Origin of the sequence: Parachryseolinea silvisoli (genome assembly GCF_021190955.1) — a bacterium.
In the GTDB taxonomy this organism is placed as follows: domain Bacteria; phylum Bacteroidota; class Bacteroidia; order Cytophagales; family Cyclobacteriaceae; genus Ohtaekwangia; species Ohtaekwangia silvisoli.
Genome location: NZ_JAIOAO010000001.1, coordinates 1,973,739 through 1,990,913 on the forward strand (window position 1 = coordinate 1,973,739; position 17,175 = coordinate 1,990,913).

The window sequence follows — 17,175 nt, forward strand, 5'->3', positions numbered from 1 at the left end:
GGGCGTCACAACGTGACGCCCGATACTAACCCGGTAAAAAAACCATTTATTTTAATGCGTCGCTGAAGGCGCCATACGCCCTTTTGCGTGCATATCCTTCTGTCCATAATCCGATGGGTTCGCCCGCTCTCCAGGACGAGCCGGTCGGGCTGTCCCGCGGGCTCCAGACGGTGATTCCGTATTGTTGCTTCGCCGGAATGATCTCGAAATACTTCTCTACCACGAATGTATACATCTCCGCCTGGGCTTTATAGTGTTCGTCCGTGGCCTTGTCTGTTTGAACGCCAACGCCGATATCCAGTTCGGAAATCTTGATCAGTTTGCCCGTTTCCGCGAGCAGCTCGAACATGGCCACAATCTTTTCTTTGTCTGCATCGGTACTGATGTGCATTTGTGTGCCGATGCCATCCACCCGTCCGCCCTGACTTTCGATATACCCGGCGTATTGGATCAACCCTTTGCACTTATCGAGGCTATACTCGAGATTGTAGTCATTGATAAATAACTTGTCAGCGGCATTACCATACTGGGCGGCAAGCTTGAACGCGTCGACAGCATAATCCTTACCCAAATAGTCCTGCCAGTAAAACTCGTCTTCGTTCAGGTCCCTTCCCACGCCGGTTTTCAGTTCATAGGGATTTCCATCATCCATGGGCTCGTTCACTACGTCCCATGCCTTTACATACTCTTTGGATACTTCCATCATGCCGGCAATCCATCGATCGAGTTCATGGTGGATAATCTCCCGCTTCTGCTCCGGCGTTTTTTCAATGATCTGCGCGCCGCCACCGTCGGGGTTGTATTTCGTGACCGTGATGTTATCGAAGTAGTAGCTCGTAGCCGTATTGCCCAGGTTAAAGGCAATGGCCGTGACGCCGGCCGTTTCTGCCGTGATCGTTATTTCCCGGACGTATGGTGCCCAGGTGGTCGTGGCGCTGATCTGACCGAAGAAATCCCAGTGCTTGTACTGATAGGGAACCACGTGCGCCTGGGTAGAAAAAGCGGCGGCGGCATCTGCGCGAACGTCCATGCTGAGGGTATATTTTTCATCCACTGCCGTAGGTTGGGGAAACGTAAAAAAGAATTGACTGTTCCAATCGTTTGCCTGTACCGCCGCGTTGGTTACTTTCAGCGCGCGACCTGCGCCGGCTGCACCGGGTGAAGAGAAACTCCTGGCTGCCTCGCCATTGGATGTATAGTTGGATTCGCTGTCGGTTTCGAAGTCGTTCCCGGACATCAGATCCCACGTGGGTCCGCCACCGCCGCTTTCATTAAACTTTTTCACGGTGACATTATCAAAGTAATAGCTTGTCGCGGTGGTTCCGAGGTTAAAGGCGATGGCCGTTACCCCCGAAGTTTCTGCGGTGATCGTTATTTCCCGGGTGAAGTTTGTCCAGCTTTCGGTAGCGTTAACCTGACCGAAGAAATCCCAGTGTTTATATTGATAGGGAACAACATGGGCCTGGGTGGAGAATGCCGCCGCGGCGTCCGCCCGAACGTCCATGCTGAGCATATACTTCTCTCCTACTGCCGTCGGCTGGGAAAACGTGACAAAAAACTGACTGTTCCAATCGTTGGGCCGCACCTCGGCGTTGGTGACTTTCAAGGCACGGCCTGTTCCATCCGCCCCGGGCGTGGAAAAGCTTCGCACGGCTTCGGCGTTTGATGTAAAGTTGGATTCATCGTCCGTCTCAAAGGTTGCGCTGGTCACGACGTCCCACGAGGGTCCGCCGCCGCCGGGGATGACAGTCGGTGCGATCGTACCGTTCAGATAGCCGGCATTCTGATTGGCATGCCAGCACAACGTATGACCGTACACCGACACGTTAGCGGCCTTCGCTGTCGAAAGCAAACCGGAGACATTGGCCAGATTGAGGCTTCCGTCATCCTGAACAACGGCGCCGTGTTTCATTTCCCAACCGGCCACGACTTCATCGAAATTCGACACAATCATGCTATAGTCTACTCCTTTTTTTGTGAAGTCGCCGACGGATATACCGGCACCCAGTTTAAAGTCGGGGTTGGCCCCGCGGTCCACGTATGACTTCAGCACATCGTATTCGCGGAGGTATTCCAGCTGTGCCAGGTTGTCCGGCTTTTTTGCGTTGAAGAATACTTTACTCTCATCGGCGCAGGAAGCCAGCGCCGAAACAGCTATCAGGGTTATCCAAAGTTTTTTCGAGCGTATCATAGCGTCTCTGTTTATCCGTATTATTCTTTATAAAAAGGCGTTAACACCTCCAGCTTGACGCCCCGGTCGCGAACGACCAACGTATCGTGGGTGACGTAACGAACCTCATCAAGTCTGTCGGGAAGTCCCAGGCCCGGGTACCGGGTTTCGACCTGGTAGCTGACGTTGTATTCCAGGTATAATGCATCCCGATCCTTGTTGCCCCAGCTCTTCTTCTCCCCTTTCTTTACAAAAGCGCCGTTTCCGGTCGCCGTAATGTTGTACACGCGCACGGAATCATTCACATCGTATGCTGCCGTCAGGGGTGCGACGGTGCACTTTTCGCTTTCATCGAAACGGAGCTTCAACGACAAATTGAGATTCAGCCCGGCGTATGATTTGTAGTCCTGCGGATAGGCAAGCTCTTGCAGCGACAACGTGCTCAGCGCACGGACTTCGTCCGCTTCCACCGTAGGTTGATGACGCGTCGCCGTGGACGTTGCCCCGTTGACGGTGATCTCATCTTTACCGCGCCGCAGATAGTTTGAATGCCACGGGTTAATGAATTTCACGAAATACAGGACGTAGTCTTTCGGTTGAACGTCCCAGTGTGCGGCATTCACGCGGTCGGGGCCTTCCACCTTGGCTGTGCCGGAAAGAATGGCATCGGCGTTGGTGACATTTACCATCCGCAGGGGAATGGCATACGTATTTCGCAGGGCATCCGGGTCGGCAAAGAATGCGTCGGTAAGCTGCACGCCGACGGCGCCCTGCAGTTTGTGATCCAGCGAAATCTGGTCTCCTGCCAGGGTATAATAGTTTGCGGGCATGGACCGAACGGGAGCGGTACGGGCGTCGTCGAAAAACAGGTTATTTGACAGGGCGTTATCCACGGTAATTTCGATGTCGATCTTTTTTCTGTTCTCATACACGCCGCCCATGGTCGCATAAATCTCGCACCGGTGTTCGTTGTCAAGGGATGTGTCATAGATATCTTCTCCGAGCACGATGGTTCTTACCGGATATTGATAGGCGAAATACACGGTACTCTTGTCATAGTCTGCGAATTCAATCTCCTGATTTTCGCACGACATCGTCAATGCCAACAGAAGCCCGCCACACACGATCGATTGTATAGTATACCATTTCATATTTTGTTCTTTATCATCTTTATGACTCCACTCGTTACCAGCCTGCATTTTGTTGCAGCAAGCTCCATTTATTGACTTCGCCATACGGAACAGGGCCGTGATACATATGCTCCTGGTAGTTTCGGGTTTCTACGTTGACGGGGGCGTAGTGCAGCGAATTGCCGGATTGGGAAATCTCGACGCCACGGATGGTTTCGTTCAACTGGCCGATGTCTACTTTCCACCGGCGAATATCCCGGAAGCGATGGTTCTCAAAACACAGCTCCAGGCGACGTTCGTTCCGGATCAGCGCTCTCATTTGTTCCTGATCATTCTTTATCGATTCGAGATAGGCGTCGCCACCGGTGATGCCGGCGCGTTGACGAATGGCCCGGATGACATCATAGGCCGAGTATGTATTCGCGCCGGTGCCGGTAGGGCCCCAGGACTCGTTCGCGGCCTCTGCATACGCCAGGAAAATCTCGGTATAGCGGATGCGCGCGGTGTAGTGCTTTTGCGTGGTGTTAAAGGCCGGATTGGGGTTGACGTCAGACCGCAGCAGCTTTCTCAGATAATAGCCGGTACGGGTCGAGAACCCTTTCTCCTGGTTCAGGGCATCGTTGTTCGTGCCGTACGTACCGGTAATGATGACATCGGCCGCCGGGCCTTGCTGGCTTTCGTTGACAACAATATATTTTGTAAGGCGCGGATCGCGATTTTGATAGGGATTGTTCGCGTCATAGCCACTGGATGCGTGCGTGATCGGATAACCATTTGCCATGGGAAACGCATCGACCAAATTCTGACTGGGGTTGACCCGGCCGTTTCCAAACAAGGACGGCGGGTAGTTGTCCCGTTCCAGGTCCAGGCTCTGTGTAACATCGCTCCGCCAGATGATCTCGGCAGGCGTTTGTCCCGATGCCAGTTGCTCCACGCCGGAATCGGCGGTATACCAGGTGCCACCGTTCGATGCCAGACCGGCGACGCCGCCAATGCCATTGAGCACCTGGGCGGAATAGTTCGCGGCGGCTTCCCAGGTAACATTGGTTCCGGCACGGTATGCCGGACTCGCCGCCAGCAGCGCCGCCTGTGCGCGGATGGCTTCGACAATCCTTCCGGATAGGCGGCCGCGCATATGCTCGCCGTTGACACGTTCATATTGGGAAGCCGTGAGGCCTTCGATGCCCGCGTATCTTTCCGGAATTTCTGCCTGGGTGAATTTCTTATAGTCATGGGGCAGCAGCGCCAGTGCCTGGTCGGCGTCTTCTAAAATCTGATCAACACATTCCTGGAAGGTGTTTCGGGGTTTGTTGAAATCAGCGGTCGGCGTTTCGGGTTCGTTGACAATGGGCACGCCGAGCAATTGTCCCTCGGGCGTCCAGCCGCCGTGGGCGAGCAGCAAATGATACATCTGCAGCGCGCGCAGTCCATAGGCTTCGCCCTTCAGACGATCGTTAAACAACCTGCGAATGGTTTCGTCGTTTGCCCAGGCTACCTGGTCCGCGTTGGCCAGGAACAGGTTGAGGTATTGTATGGCATTTTTTCGTCCCTGCCATTGCGACGTGGGGTCGTTGTTTGCCGACCATGCGCCCGAGGCCATTTGCAAAAAGGCGTTATCGATATTGTTGGAGACGGCATCATCGGTCGCCACATCGGTATCGGGCGAGGCGGAGTATGGAAGGAGAATGTAGGCATTTGCCAGAATGCCCTGGGCGTAGCCCGGCTCCTTATACATGGCATCGAGTCCACGTATATTTTCCTTGGCCGGAAAAAAGACATCCTCACAGGCGGTAACCAGCAGGAGGAGGGCCAGTAGTTTTATGGGATTTTTCATCGTGTAATTCCTGTTTTGTGAAGGGTCTAAAATGCTGCTCGCACACCGAGGTTGTAGAACCGTGTTTGAGGCGCGCTGGTGGTGTTCATCTCGAGAATCGCGCGTTCTTTGGAAAGCGTCAACAGGTTTGCGCCGCTGATGTAAACCGACATGTCTTTTACAAAAGACTTCTCCAGGATGGTATGCGGCACGGCATAGGTAATCTGAATCCGGGCAAGATTGAAGCGGTTGGTTTTGTACAGCCAGAAGTCAGAATTGCGGAAGTTGTTTATGCCGTTCTCTGTCGTCAGCCGCGGATAGGTGGCCGTTTCTTTTGTTTCTTCCGTCCATCGGTTCCGAACTTCCTCCGAATACTTTCGATTGCCATACACCCAGAAGTACGAACTATTTTTCAGGGCGTATCCGCCAACATGGACTGTGCCGAGGGCGAATAGGGTAAAACCTTTCCAGCGGGCCGTGACATTGACACCGCCGGTAAACGGGGCGCCGTTCCAATCCGCGCGTCCGAGAAAAATTTCGTCGCGCTCATCTATTTTATTGTCGTTATTCTGATCTATATACCGGATGTCGCCGGGGCGTATGGTCCCTCCGAATTTCTGTTGAGGACTGTTGTCTATTTCCGCCTGATCCCGGAACAATCCGTCACTCTGTAATCCCCAGAGGCCATCCAGGGGTTTGCCGGCACGGTTTCGATAGGCGTCTTCAAAATTCTCATCGACGCGGGTTGCTTCGCTCTTATAATACATCCCCACCAATCCCCACGAAAACCCGACGTCTCCGATTTGTTTGTTAACATTTACCGCGAAGTCAATGCCTTTGCGCTGGTGATTGTTATAATTCGCGAAGGGCATGAAGGAAGCGTCGGGAAAGCCGGTCGCAAAATAGCTTGGATAGCGCGTTGCAGGCTGAATGATCAGGCCCTCCATCGTGCTGATAAAGAACGAAGCGTTTGCCGTAATCAAATCATGCCATAACGATGTCCTGACGCTGGCGGCGATTTCTTTGCGGTTGACGAAATCCAAATCGCTGTTGCTTCCTCGCAGGGAGTTGGTTGAGCGCTCGACGGCCCCGTCATACCACCCCCACCAGGCGCCGTTTGCCTGCGTATAGTTCGCTTCCGAAAGGTTATACTCGTTGATGTCCATGTCGGTTTTTAAAACGGTTCCGGAAATGCCCACGGTGAGATCATTCACCACGGAGGACGTCGCCAGGAAGCCTTCTTTGCTCAGATTCCAGCCCACCGTCACGGAAGAGGAAAGGCCATTGCGGTTGCCTGCCGCCAGTTTTGCAGAACGAACTAACGCCATGGCCGCGCTCGCATAATACTTTTCGCGGTAATGGTAGTCAACGGCCAGCCCGAGGTTGGCATTGCCGATGCGATGATATACCTGTGAGCGGGTCTGCTGAAAGCCGGTTGCCAAAAGTTTGGCCTCCAGGTGGTGCCCGTCCCTGAGCGGCGATACATACTTGAAATAACCGGTGAAAGCAATGGTTTGCCGGTTGCTGCTTCCGGTAATATTCTGAATGCCCGACTTCCGGTCGTTGTTATACTTGGTGAGCTCGGCAATAACATCGTCGCCATTGTAATCGGACCACAGCGGTTCGTATACGGCATAGGAATTATTATACGACGACGTGTACGCGGTGGCATAGTCAACCGCGTATTGCGTGTGGAACGTGAGTCCCCTGGCGACGTTCGACAGATCGAAATTCAGTCCAGCATCGAACTGAAACTGACGGCTTGTCCATTTGCTGCTGCCCGCGGCATAATAGTCGGCAACGACATTTTGAAGATCTGTTTGGGAACCGCCCAGGAAGTATTTACCGTCGATGATAGTACTGCCGCCGCCTATCGTCCGGAGAGCGTTTAACGCATTGGGGTCAATGTATTCCAACGGAATCAACGGCGCCACGCGGTTGGGGCGTGCGGTCGCCGCGTATGTCCAGTAGTTATCGGTGTTGTTGGCGTTGTTCGGATCGCTATCGGCGGCATTGCCACTGCGTGCATTGTAGAACGTGGCGTTTGCGTTTACAAATGCGGTGATCTTCGAGGTGATATTCAGATCAATATTGCCCCGGACGTTGAAACGGTCCGTGTAATTGTTTTTAGCCTCTCCGAAATCAAACACATCGCCCTGGCGTTGATAGCCGATGTTGGTGTAGAAACGGGACCAACCATTGCCGCCGGCTAGTTCCGTGGTAACGTCGGTGCGATTGTATGCTTTTTTCAGGTAATCCGAAGAATAATAATCGACATCCGGATAACGATAGGGATTCGCGCCGGAGGCATAGTGGTAAATCTCGTCATCTGTATATTGAATGGATTGACCGTCGTTGGTGCGCGCTTCGTTGTAGAGTGTCATGTATTCGGCAGATCCAAGATATTTCGGGTAGCGTTTCGACACGTGAAAGCCGGTGTTGGCACGAACATTCACGCTTAACGGTTCTGCCTTGCCTCTCTTTGTCGCGATGTACACCACCCCTTTCGCGGCGCGGCTGCCATAGAGCAATACGGAAGATGCACTTTTCAGAAACGTGATTTGCTCGATTTCGGTAGGCATGACGTTGTTTGCATCGCGGGGAACGCCGTCTACCAACACCAGGTACTCACCCATGCCCCACATCGAATTGCCGGTCCAACCGCCGATGAGGCCTTCCATGTTGTCCAGGCTATAGGTTGTATAGTTCTTCTCCAGGAGGCTTGCCACGTTCACCGTCGACACACCGTTGGGAATATCGTTTTGCGCGACCTGACGGAAGCCGCGGTGTGTAAACGCGTCCGGTTGAGGGCCAACCAGGGTCGAGTCGGCGTTGTCACCCTCCACGTCCTGCGCGACGATGATGGAGGGGAGGCACCACGCGGCGCATAAAATGAAACTTATTCGTATATAATATTTCATGTGGTATATTTTTTATCCAGGGGCCTATGATAGCGATTACCAGCCGGGGTTCTGTGCAAACTCCGGATACAGCGACACGTCCGAGACTTTCAGCGGAAACCAGTAGTGGCGCGTGCCGAACTGCCGCGTCAGGATGGCAACCTCCCGGAAGTTGGCTACCCGCGCTTCGCGGGGATCGTTTGTCTGAAAGAAGTCGGCGTCCTCGAGCCGGTCGAATTCCTGCGAAGTCTTTACGTTGTAAGGGGGTTCGGTGAGCAGCAGCCAGCGCTGCAGGTCATTGAAGCGAAATCCTTCGAACGACAATTCCACGGCACGTTCCCGGCGCACTTCATCGATAAAGCTGGCGCGGTCGCCTGTATACGACGCGTGGACGTGTCCGGCGCCCACGCGGTCCCGGAGGGTGTTTATAGCACCTTCCGCCGTCTTCGTGAAATTTGTCGATTTGCCCGTGGCGCCTTCGAACGCCGCACAGGCTTCGGCATACATCAGGTAGATGTCCGCCAGGCGCATATAGGGCAGGTAGATGTGAAGATTGCCACTCCAATTGTAGGCGCCATCGTATTTGTTCGCGGTATGCGGAACGAGCTTTTGAATGAAATAGCCGGTACGGCTACCGTTGGTTGGCGCGCGCATGGTGCCGTTGGTATGAAGGCCGGCATAGCGCAGATATTCCATGTCGGACGGCATCGCGGCGTTGACATATTTAAATCCGTCAAAGACGATGTCGTGATAAAATCGCGGGTCACGGTCGCGGAAAGGATAGGCCGGATCAAATCCCGACGCGGGGTCATTCAGCGGCAAGCCATTCGCCATGCCGTAAAAGTTTACATAATTTGCCGTCGGTTGATGAATAATATTATCATGCTCAATCATACCCGCTACTTTCGGGCCGAATGTCTTTGTTGTATTCCAGTTGCTGCCGTTAACATCCGTGGAAGGGCCGCGGAAAATGGCCTCGGTAGAACCGGGCATGAGCCAGTTTTGCCCGGTTGTATAGAATATGTCGCTGAAACGCGACGTGGCACCGTCGGCCTTTACGTGATCATAAATGTTTTTGTAATCGAACTGCGCCAGCGAATACTGGGTTTGACCACTTTCCACCAACGCCAGCAACTGTCCGAAGGCCTCGGCGGCTTTTTTGCCGTACTCCGCGTCATAATTATATGTATTTCCCCCGCCGACAGAAGCGCCGTTGGTCATGAGCGGACTGGCCGCCCACAGATAGTTTTTGCCCAGATACCCAAGCGCCATGATTTTATTGATCCGCAGCTGATTTTTTCCGGCGGTGTTACCCCCCACAGAAGTTTTATCCCAATCGATAGGCAACAATGCAGCAGCCTTCGCGAAATCCTCGCCGGCTTTATCAGCACATTCCTGGTAGCTGAGCCGTGGTAGCATGGGACTCTGATCTGCGGGCAGGACCTGGTCGATGTAGGGAAGTCCGCCGAAGTATTCCATCATTTCAAAATGCCACCATGCCCGGAAGAAATAGAGCTGTCCGGCGATGAGGTCCTGCTCTTCCTGCGAGGCTGATACAAGCTTATCCAGATTGGCAAGACCAATGTTTACCTTGCGGATACTATACCATGCATGGGGCCATAAGGCGTGATTAAATTTGTCGGTCGACGTGGGATCTGTCGTGGGCTTGTCCAGCCACGCGCCGGGCTGGCTCAGTCGCCCCGCCTGCCACGCCCAGAAATTGCCAAGATCGACCTGGTTGGTCATGTGCCAATTTCCCTCCAGGTTAAAAACCTCATCGTCACCCCAGTTCCAGGAAGTGGTCCAATAGTTTTTTTCCTTGTCAGGAATGCAGTTATATATTTCTTCTATATACCCCTGGAAGTTGTTGAAGTTTTTAAACGCTTCACCTTCGGCTACGATCGCGTCAGCCTCTTTGTCCAGGAAATCCTGACATGACAAAAGCGCAACGGCGGTGGCGAAGAGCAGGGTGCTCGTCCGCAGTGTTTTATAGATCTTCTTCATGGGTTTTCAATCAAAGTGTAAGTCTGATACCTACGTTGTAACGCTTCACCGTGGGATACGCGCCTTGCGAACCTGCACCGGCGAAATTGGATTCCCGATCGTCGGGCATGCGCGACCAGACCCACAGGTTGTTGCCATTGAGGAATATGCGCAGGGAATTGACGCCCGTCTTGCGAAGCTGTTTCTCATTCAGGGTATAGGCAACTTCGGCATTCTTTAACCGCACATAGGATCCGTCAAACAAAAACTGGGTGCCGTTGTAATAGCTGGGGGTCGACAACCAGCGTGGTACGGGAACATCCGCATGGGGGGCTTCTTTCGACCACCAGGTGCCCCTGTCGTAAACAGTGTTAAGGCCGCTCGCAAAACTTGTCAGCGGAACTTCACGGGTAACATTGTTCACCCCATAGAACTGCGCGAAAACGCTGAAGCCTCTCCAGTCCATGCCGACCGTTGCGCTGTAGGTGTTCTGCGGAACGTCGGAATAGCCATAGGGGATCCGGTCTGAGTCGTCGACAATACCGTCGCCATTGAAGTCGATGATATAGAAGTTTCCGGGTAGTTTCTGCGCATCGTTGGTGTTGTGCTGCGGGCTTCCGTAAATCTGGTCGTACGAATTCAGGTAGCCTGCATCTACCCAGGACCGATGTTGGTTGATGGCATAGCCAGCCTGTTTCCGATAGGCCGGGTACAATTCCGGATCGTCGCGATCGATGATCTTGTTTTTGGCATGTGTCATGTTCAGGTTGGCCCACACACGCACGCCATTGGATAACGTCTTGTTGATGTTCAGCACAAGCTCGTAGCCTTGCGACTTCACGGTGCCCAGGTTGGCCGTGGGCGGCGTGCTGCCGAAATAGGAAGGAACGGCTCTGTCCACACCATTCACGAGAATGTCAATGCGCTTGTCGCGAAAGAAATCTACACTGCCCGAAAAGAGTCCGTTGAAAAATGCATAGTCCACCCCCACGTTCAGCTTCTGGACCGTTTCCCATCGCACATCGGGGTTTCCGATGGCCGCTTCACGGTACCACGGGTAGGGGCTGGTTCCTTGCGTTACGTCGAGTGACGAGTTACCGCCATAAGACCACTGCGTCATGTATAGCCAGCGGTCGCGTACGTTGTCATCGCCGATTGCGCCGAAGGACGCTCTGAACTTCAGGAGATCCAGGAATCGCAGGTTTTCCAGGAATGCTTCTTCCGAGATCATCCACCCGATTGCGCCGGAGTTGAAGAAGGCATACCGATAATCTTTGCTGAATTGTTCGGAACCGTTATAGGCGCCGTTGTATTCCGCAAAATATCTGCCATCGAAGTCGTACGTGGCCCGAAAAACCCAGTCTTCCCGATAGCGCGGCATTTCACTTCCCGTGGCTCGTTCCTGACGCATAAACATCGCCATGGCGGAGACGTTGTGTTTGTCGAAGCTTCTTGACCAGTTCGGTTGAATCTGGTAGTTCAGGTTGCGTTGGGTGTCGTTGTTGCGCACCTCGCCCCCGGACGTTGTCCACAGCACGCCCTGCATAAAATCGAAATGGTTATTCTGATCGTAATCACTCTTGTAGGTAGCGGCACCGGTGAGCGGGTTGATCCATTTTTGCTGGGCATTATTAAAAAGGTCGTTGACGCCCCGGTTCCATTCTATAAAGGCATTGTCCCAGGATATAGATCCCCGGAAGTTCAACCCCTTGGTAATGAAATGCAGATCCTGTTGAAGTATAAAGTCCGTATTAATGCGGGTGTTGGTCGTCGTCATGGCGCCGCCCAGCGCCAGGTTCGCGGCAGAATTGCTTACGTTTGATATATCGGGATAATAGCCCCAGGTACCATCCGAATACTTGGGCAGGAATACATCGGGGGCGATGTTGTATGCGCCGGCCCATTGCTGTGCCACGGCCCAGTCGGATGAATTGGATTGATTCCAGGGGCTTTTCCGAACACCGTTCGACCCGGCCAGGTTTATCTTAAAAACGGTGGTCTTCGTTAATTGAAAATCGAGGTTGCTGCGAACGTTCAGACGATTATAGCCGTAGCCGGCATCATAATTACGGCCGTTGTCCCACATTCTGAAAAGGTCGCCCTCGTGCTGAAAATCAGCAGAAGTAAAGTACTTCACAAAAGAGGTACCGCCGGATATATTCAGGTTGGCGTTGTACGCCATGGCGTACTCCCGGAAGAGTTCCTTTTGCCAGTCTACATTGGGATAACGTTCTGCCTCTTCCAGATTGGCGGGATGGCGATACTTCTCAATAAAGGGCTGGGGTCTGATGTATGACCAGGGATTGGGCGACAATCCGAGTTCATGTTCGATCGCAACATTGCGTGCCATCAGGGCGTCATATGAATCATACTTGTTCGGAAGCTTGGAGGGCACTTTCACGGTGGCGCTGCCGGTTACTTCGATCCGGGCGGGTCCTTCCTTGCCGCGTTTCGTCGTGATCAGGATGACGCCGTTCGCGCCTTTTACACCGAATACCGCTGTGGCAGAGGCGTCTTTCAATACCGAGATGGACTCCACGACATTGAGGTCCAGCCCCTGCATGGGACGCTCGACGCCATCGACCAGAATCAGCGGTTGCCGGTTGTTCCATGAACTCGCAGCCCGGATTAAAATCATCGGGTCTTCCTCGCCGGGCATCCCGCTGCTGGACATCGTGACGACGCCGGGCAGGTTTCCGGTGAGGGCAGCTCCCACATTTGAAACGCCTCCTGCGCGCCGCAATACGGCGCCACTGGTTTGCGTAATCGAACCTACTATACTTTCCTTTTTTTGCTCGCCGTATCCTACTACGACAATCTCCGACAAGGTGCCGATGTCGGCCACCATCCTGACACGCAGGATCGCTAACTGGCCGGCTTCCACTTCCTGCGAGGCGTAACCAATGGACGTGATGATCAACACCGTTTCCGAGGACGGAATTTCCAGTGAAAATGCACCGTCGGCGTCTGTGACCGTGCCGGTATTGGTGCCCTTTATGATAATGCTCACGCCGGGTATTCCTTCGTTGCTGCCGTCGTCGACCACAGTGCCTGTCAGGATCCTGCCTTGCAGAACGGCGTCGGGCCCTGCATTTTTACTGGCTGTTTCGCCTGCAATATGTTTCGTATTGGCGGCATAGACGCCTGTAGTAAAGCAACATAGGAAGCAAAAGCCCAGGACCAGACACTTTGTGAGGAAAGGGAGTGTTTCTGGTAAATCTTTTTTCATGCTGAATGCTTATTTAGGTTTTGGGTAAAATTTTGGTGATCGCGGGTGGATGCGCTTATCGTCGTTTTTTCATTTTATCGGGGGTTAGCGTTGGATGGTCCGTAACGATTCTTGAATAGCGGGCACCCGTCTGCCGGGCAACAGCAGGCCGACAAAGGCGGGGGAACTGCGTGAGGTCTCTTTTCATGATAGGTTAGGCGGTTTTAACAATCGATTGCCGCAAACGATTGCTAACCAAATATGAACCGAGAAAGGCCTATGATCTTTACGTCCACGTTACACGTTTTTTCGAGCAGGTAACATCGAAACAAGTAACTGAATATCAGAATATTAGAATAAAATAAAACGACCATGCCGGATGGCCTGCCGGCAGATAGGCATGGATAAGCCGCAATAAGCGATGCCCGGGGTAAGAAGGTCCGGTTTCCTGCTCCAATTGTCGGCGAGCAATACGGCCGGGGAGCCATCAGCGTTGAGGCGGTTGAGGAGCTATAAAACCTTCAACCAGTTGAACTTTTCTGTGACGCGCACCGGCAATCTTTGCCGCATGGAAAACAAAAACAACACCGTAAAATTACCTGAATTTGAAGACGTACAGGGTCCCGTACTGATGCTCAACATGCTGAAATTTAGAGACCGGAAGTATTATTTCGATACCTATCTGCCGGCGTTTCGGAAGGTCACAGAGACATTGGGCATTCAGGATGTAAAGCTCAGATTGGCATGCAACGTGGCCGCCAACATCATTGCCCCGGAAAACGAAGCGTGGGATGCTATTCTACTGGTAGAATACCCCAGCGCCCAAGCATTTAAAACTATTGCGGAAAGCGATGCCTACCGCGACATGGCCAATCAGCACCGGCTGACAGCAACCGCGGACCTGCATTTGTATATGACCACGCCGTTTGTGCTCTAAATGCTTATCTTGGTCAATGCACCGGTTGATCCTGTCGAATCTTGCTCTGCACATTGCACTTTCTTCTGATGAACAGAAGGAAGTGCTAGAATTTTTCCAACAGAAAACGGTGGCCAAACGCACGTTCCTGCTGCAACCGGGAGAAATTGACCGGCATGTTTACTTTGTAACCCGGGGCTGCCTGCGCATGTTTTATACCGACATGGAAGGCCTGGAGCATAACATCTGCTTTTATCCCGAAAACTGGTGGTCGTGTGATATCGTGAGTTTTTTTAAGGAGAAGCCCGCGGTGAACGCAATACAAGCACTGGAAGACAGCGAAGTATATTATATGTCATTATCCCGGCTGGAAGAGTTGTTTGTTGCAATACCAAAATTTGAACGCTTCTTCCGTATCCTTGTACAAAACGGCTTTGACCTGTACCAGAAGCGCATCACATCCAGTCTATCTAAAACGGCGGAAGAACGCTACCTCGAGTTCCGGAAAATTTATCCGGGACTGGAAAGCCGCATCGCCCAAAAACACATTGCTACCTACCTGGGCATTACGCCCGTTTTTCTGAGCATGATGCGAAAAGAAAAGCAGTTATAAACTTTCATCGCTGCGCTGTCCCACCTTTTGCTATATTTGATTTTTACAAATCGCAAAAACGATGCCGACAACCTCTTTGGACGATCTGGCCGTGCGCTTTGCCGCCGGCAGCTCACAGGTGCTGAGCGCGCTGCTGCCACCGGGTATACAGCAGGAAGTAGGACATTTTAATGTATTTAACCTTGCCAACATCGCGCCGGCGGCCAGTAACGTGTCCGAACCATTTGCCTGCCGCACGTTTCACAAGATCAGCTTTCTGACGGCACACTCTGACTTTTCCTTTAACGGCCGGACGGTGAAAATCAGGCAGCCTACCCTGCTGTTCACCACGCCGAAGACAGCTGCCCACTGGCTGCCCTACGGGCAGCAGACAGGCTACTGTAGTGTCTTTACGCCGGAGTTTTTGCACCCCACGAAAAGCGGCGCGATCCTGGACGAGCTGCCGATCTTTAAATCGCCCGAGCCACCCTTCTTTATGCTTGGGGAGGCCGATGCGGCCCGCATACAACGCATTTTTGAGCAGATGGAGGAAGAGCTTACGTCTACCTATGCCTATAAATATGATCTGCTGCGGGCGTATGCACTGGAGCTGATTCACCTGGGGCAAAAACTGCAGCCTGCCGCTATGCAGCATCCCCACCATGACGCGTTTGCGCGTACAACCGCGATGTTTGTCGAGCTGCTGGAGCTCCAGTTCCCGCTGCAAAGCCGGCATCAAAAGGTGGCCCTTCGCACAGCGAACGAATACGCCAGTCACCTGGCCGTGCACGTCAATCACCTCAACAAAGTACTGAAAGAAACCACCGGCCTGACCACCACCGAGCTGATTGCGGGGCGGCTGCTGCAAGAGGCCAAGGCACTGCTGCTGCAAACCGACTGGACCATTGCCGAGATTGCAGACAGCCTGGGCTTTTCAGATTTCGCTCACTTCGCGAAGTTTTTCAAAAGTCATACCGGGGCGCCGCCGGCAGCCTTTCGCGCGCAGACAAAAAGTTTGAATCGTACATAAAGCAGATTGATTGAAACAAACCACCCCCTCGTTGCCGGTGAGACCTTTGTGACATGAAACATCACAAAATCGCATTGGTAACCGGCGGGAGCCGGGGTATCGGCAAAGACATAGCAGTAACGCTGGCCAAGAAGGGTATTGACGTACTGCTCACCTACCACACCAACCAGGCAGAAGCCGCCGCCACGGTAACGGCCGTACAAGCCCTCGGGCGTAAAGCAGCGGCGCTACAGCTAAACACAGCCGACGTCAGCCGCTTTGATCTGTTTTTCCAGCAGGTAGCCACCACGCTGCAGGACACGTTCGGCACCGATCGCTTTGACTTCCTTATCAACAACGCTGGAACGAGCCTGCAGGCACCTGTAACAGAAACCACCGAGGAACAATTTGACGAAATGATGAACATACACCTGAAGGGTGTATACTTCCTGACGCAAAAGTCTTTACACCAGTTGAACGATGGTGGACGCATTGTGAATATCTCGTCGGCCGTATCGCGCACATCTTTTCCAGGCGTATCCGCATATGCTGCGATGAAAGGGGCCGTTGATGTATATACCCGGGCACTGGCCCTTGAGCTTGGGCCCCGGGGCATTTCGGCGAACGTAGTAGCGCCCGGCGCCATCTTCGGTGGCGGCACCATGCCCGATAGCCCGGAAGTCCGCGCGTATGTACAGAGCATCACGGCGCTGGGGCGTACCGGTCAGCCTGACGACATCAGCGGTGTAGTGGCTTTTCTATGCAGCGACGACGCGAAGTGGCTCAACGGTCAGCGCATAGAAGTCACGGGCGGCGTAGCGCTGTAACAGTTACTCCCGACGCCGTGGAATGAGAAGCGGAATGATAGCAGACGATAAAGAATTTGAGTTCTTTATCGCCTGCTTTTTTCTCTCCTGTTAGTAAAAGAATGAACATCGAACCGGGGACGGTTGATCACTTGTTTTGGTTTATAGTGGAATCAACCAGTATCATCCGCATCATTCTCCTTTTTTTAAATATTTAGCATACTCTTCCTGTATCATCCCCGAACCTACAAACTTGTCGGGTTTGCATCCATACTGTTTCAACGCAAAATTGATTGCTTCCTCTGCCGTTTGGAAACTATCAATTTTACCATACGTGAAGTCGGGGTCGGTGGCCGTGAATTCATAAACATCATTGAAATTTTCATCGCCCTCATCGATCACATCAGAATACATTACATCGTAAGTGTTTTCCCCTTTCCTTTTTATCATCAGCCATTTAATTGCAGTGTAATCATACTCACGGTAGGCACCGATCCATTGTTCGATGGCTCTGCCAAGGTTAAGAAGTGTTTGTACTTGTTCTATGTCTATATACATACTTAATAGGTCAGGCAGCCTCCATTTACCGCCAGGAACATAGAGGGAATCTTCGACGGCCCGGACTTTTCCGAACAGCCCAGGTTGGCA

11 protein-coding genes are annotated in these 17,175 nt (G+C 52.8%); 4 read left to right on the top strand and 7 right to left on the bottom strand.

Features of this window, described 5'->3' with window-relative positions:
* Window positions 1-46: 46 nt before the first annotated feature.
* From K7P01_RS08200 to K7P01_RS08225, 6 genes are read right to left on the bottom strand one after another with little or no spacing between them, the layout of a single operon-like run.
* Window positions 47-2,191, bottom strand: a complete 2,145-nt coding sequence (locus K7P01_RS08200) for an endo-1,4-beta-xylanase (RefSeq protein ID WP_267291709.1) — start codon at window positions 2,189-2,191, stop codon at window positions 47-49.
* 20 nt (window positions 2,192-2,211) lie between these two features.
* Complete coding sequence (locus K7P01_RS08205) at window positions 2,212-3,321, bottom strand: DUF5627 domain-containing protein (RefSeq protein ID WP_267291711.1); 1,110 nt, start codon at window positions 3,319-3,321, stop codon at window positions 2,212-2,214.
* A gap of 34 nt (window positions 3,322-3,355) precedes the next feature.
* Window positions 3,356-5,134 (bottom strand): RagB/SusD family nutrient uptake outer membrane protein, encoded by a 1,779-nt coding sequence (locus tag K7P01_RS08210; RefSeq protein ID WP_267291713.1) that lies wholly within the window; start codon window positions 5,132-5,134, stop codon window positions 3,356-3,358.
* A gap of 26 nt (window positions 5,135-5,160) precedes the next feature.
* On the bottom strand, window positions 5,161-8,034 hold the full coding sequence (locus K7P01_RS08215) for a SusC/RagA family TonB-linked outer membrane protein (RefSeq protein WP_267291715.1): 2,874 nt from the start codon (window positions 8,032-8,034) through the stop codon (window positions 5,161-5,163).
* Window positions 8,035-8,070: 36 nt separating this feature from the next.
* Window positions 8,071-10,017 carry a RagB/SusD family nutrient uptake outer membrane protein gene (locus K7P01_RS08220; protein WP_267291717.1) on the bottom strand — a complete coding sequence of 649 codons (1,947 nt, stop codon included), beginning with the start codon at window positions 10,015-10,017 and terminating at the stop codon, window positions 8,071-8,073.
* A 10-nt stretch (window positions 10,018-10,027) separates the two neighbouring features.
* On the bottom strand, window positions 10,028-13,225 hold the full coding sequence (locus K7P01_RS08225) for a SusC/RagA family TonB-linked outer membrane protein (RefSeq protein ID WP_267291719.1): 3,198 nt from the start codon (window positions 13,223-13,225) through the stop codon (window positions 10,028-10,030).
* Between the two features lie 508 nt (window positions 13,226-13,733).
* Between K7P01_RS08225 and K7P01_RS08230 the strand changes: the two genes are divergently transcribed.
* The 4 genes from K7P01_RS08230 (at window position 13,734) to K7P01_RS08245 (ending at window position 16,548) form a co-directional block, all read left to right on the top strand.
* Window positions 13,734-14,141, top strand: a complete 408-nt coding sequence (locus K7P01_RS08230) for a DUF1330 domain-containing protein (protein ID WP_267291721.1) — start codon at window positions 13,734-13,736, stop codon at window positions 14,139-14,141.
* An 82-nt stretch (window positions 14,142-14,223) separates the two neighbouring features.
* Complete coding sequence (locus tag K7P01_RS08235) at window positions 14,224-14,733, top strand: Crp/Fnr family transcriptional regulator (RefSeq protein ID WP_267291723.1); 510 nt, start codon at window positions 14,224-14,226, stop codon at window positions 14,731-14,733.
* A gap of 61 nt (window positions 14,734-14,794) precedes the next feature.
* Window positions 14,795-15,742 (top strand): helix-turn-helix domain-containing protein, encoded by a 948-nt coding sequence (locus K7P01_RS08240; protein WP_267291725.1) that lies wholly within the window; start codon window positions 14,795-14,797, stop codon window positions 15,740-15,742.
* 53 nt (window positions 15,743-15,795) lie between these two features.
* A complete protein-coding gene (locus tag K7P01_RS08245) occupies window positions 15,796-16,548 on the top strand; it encodes an SDR family NAD(P)-dependent oxidoreductase (protein ID WP_267291727.1) in 753 nt (250 codons plus the stop codon).
* A gap of 171 nt (window positions 16,549-16,719) precedes the next feature.
* Here the strand turns inward: K7P01_RS08245 and K7P01_RS08250 are convergent, their stop codons facing one another.
* Window positions 16,720-17,085, bottom strand: coding sequence for a hypothetical protein (locus K7P01_RS08250; RefSeq protein WP_267291729.1), 366 nt, complete (start codon window positions 17,083-17,085; stop codon window positions 16,720-16,722).
* Window positions 17,086-17,175 lie beyond the last annotated feature (90 nt).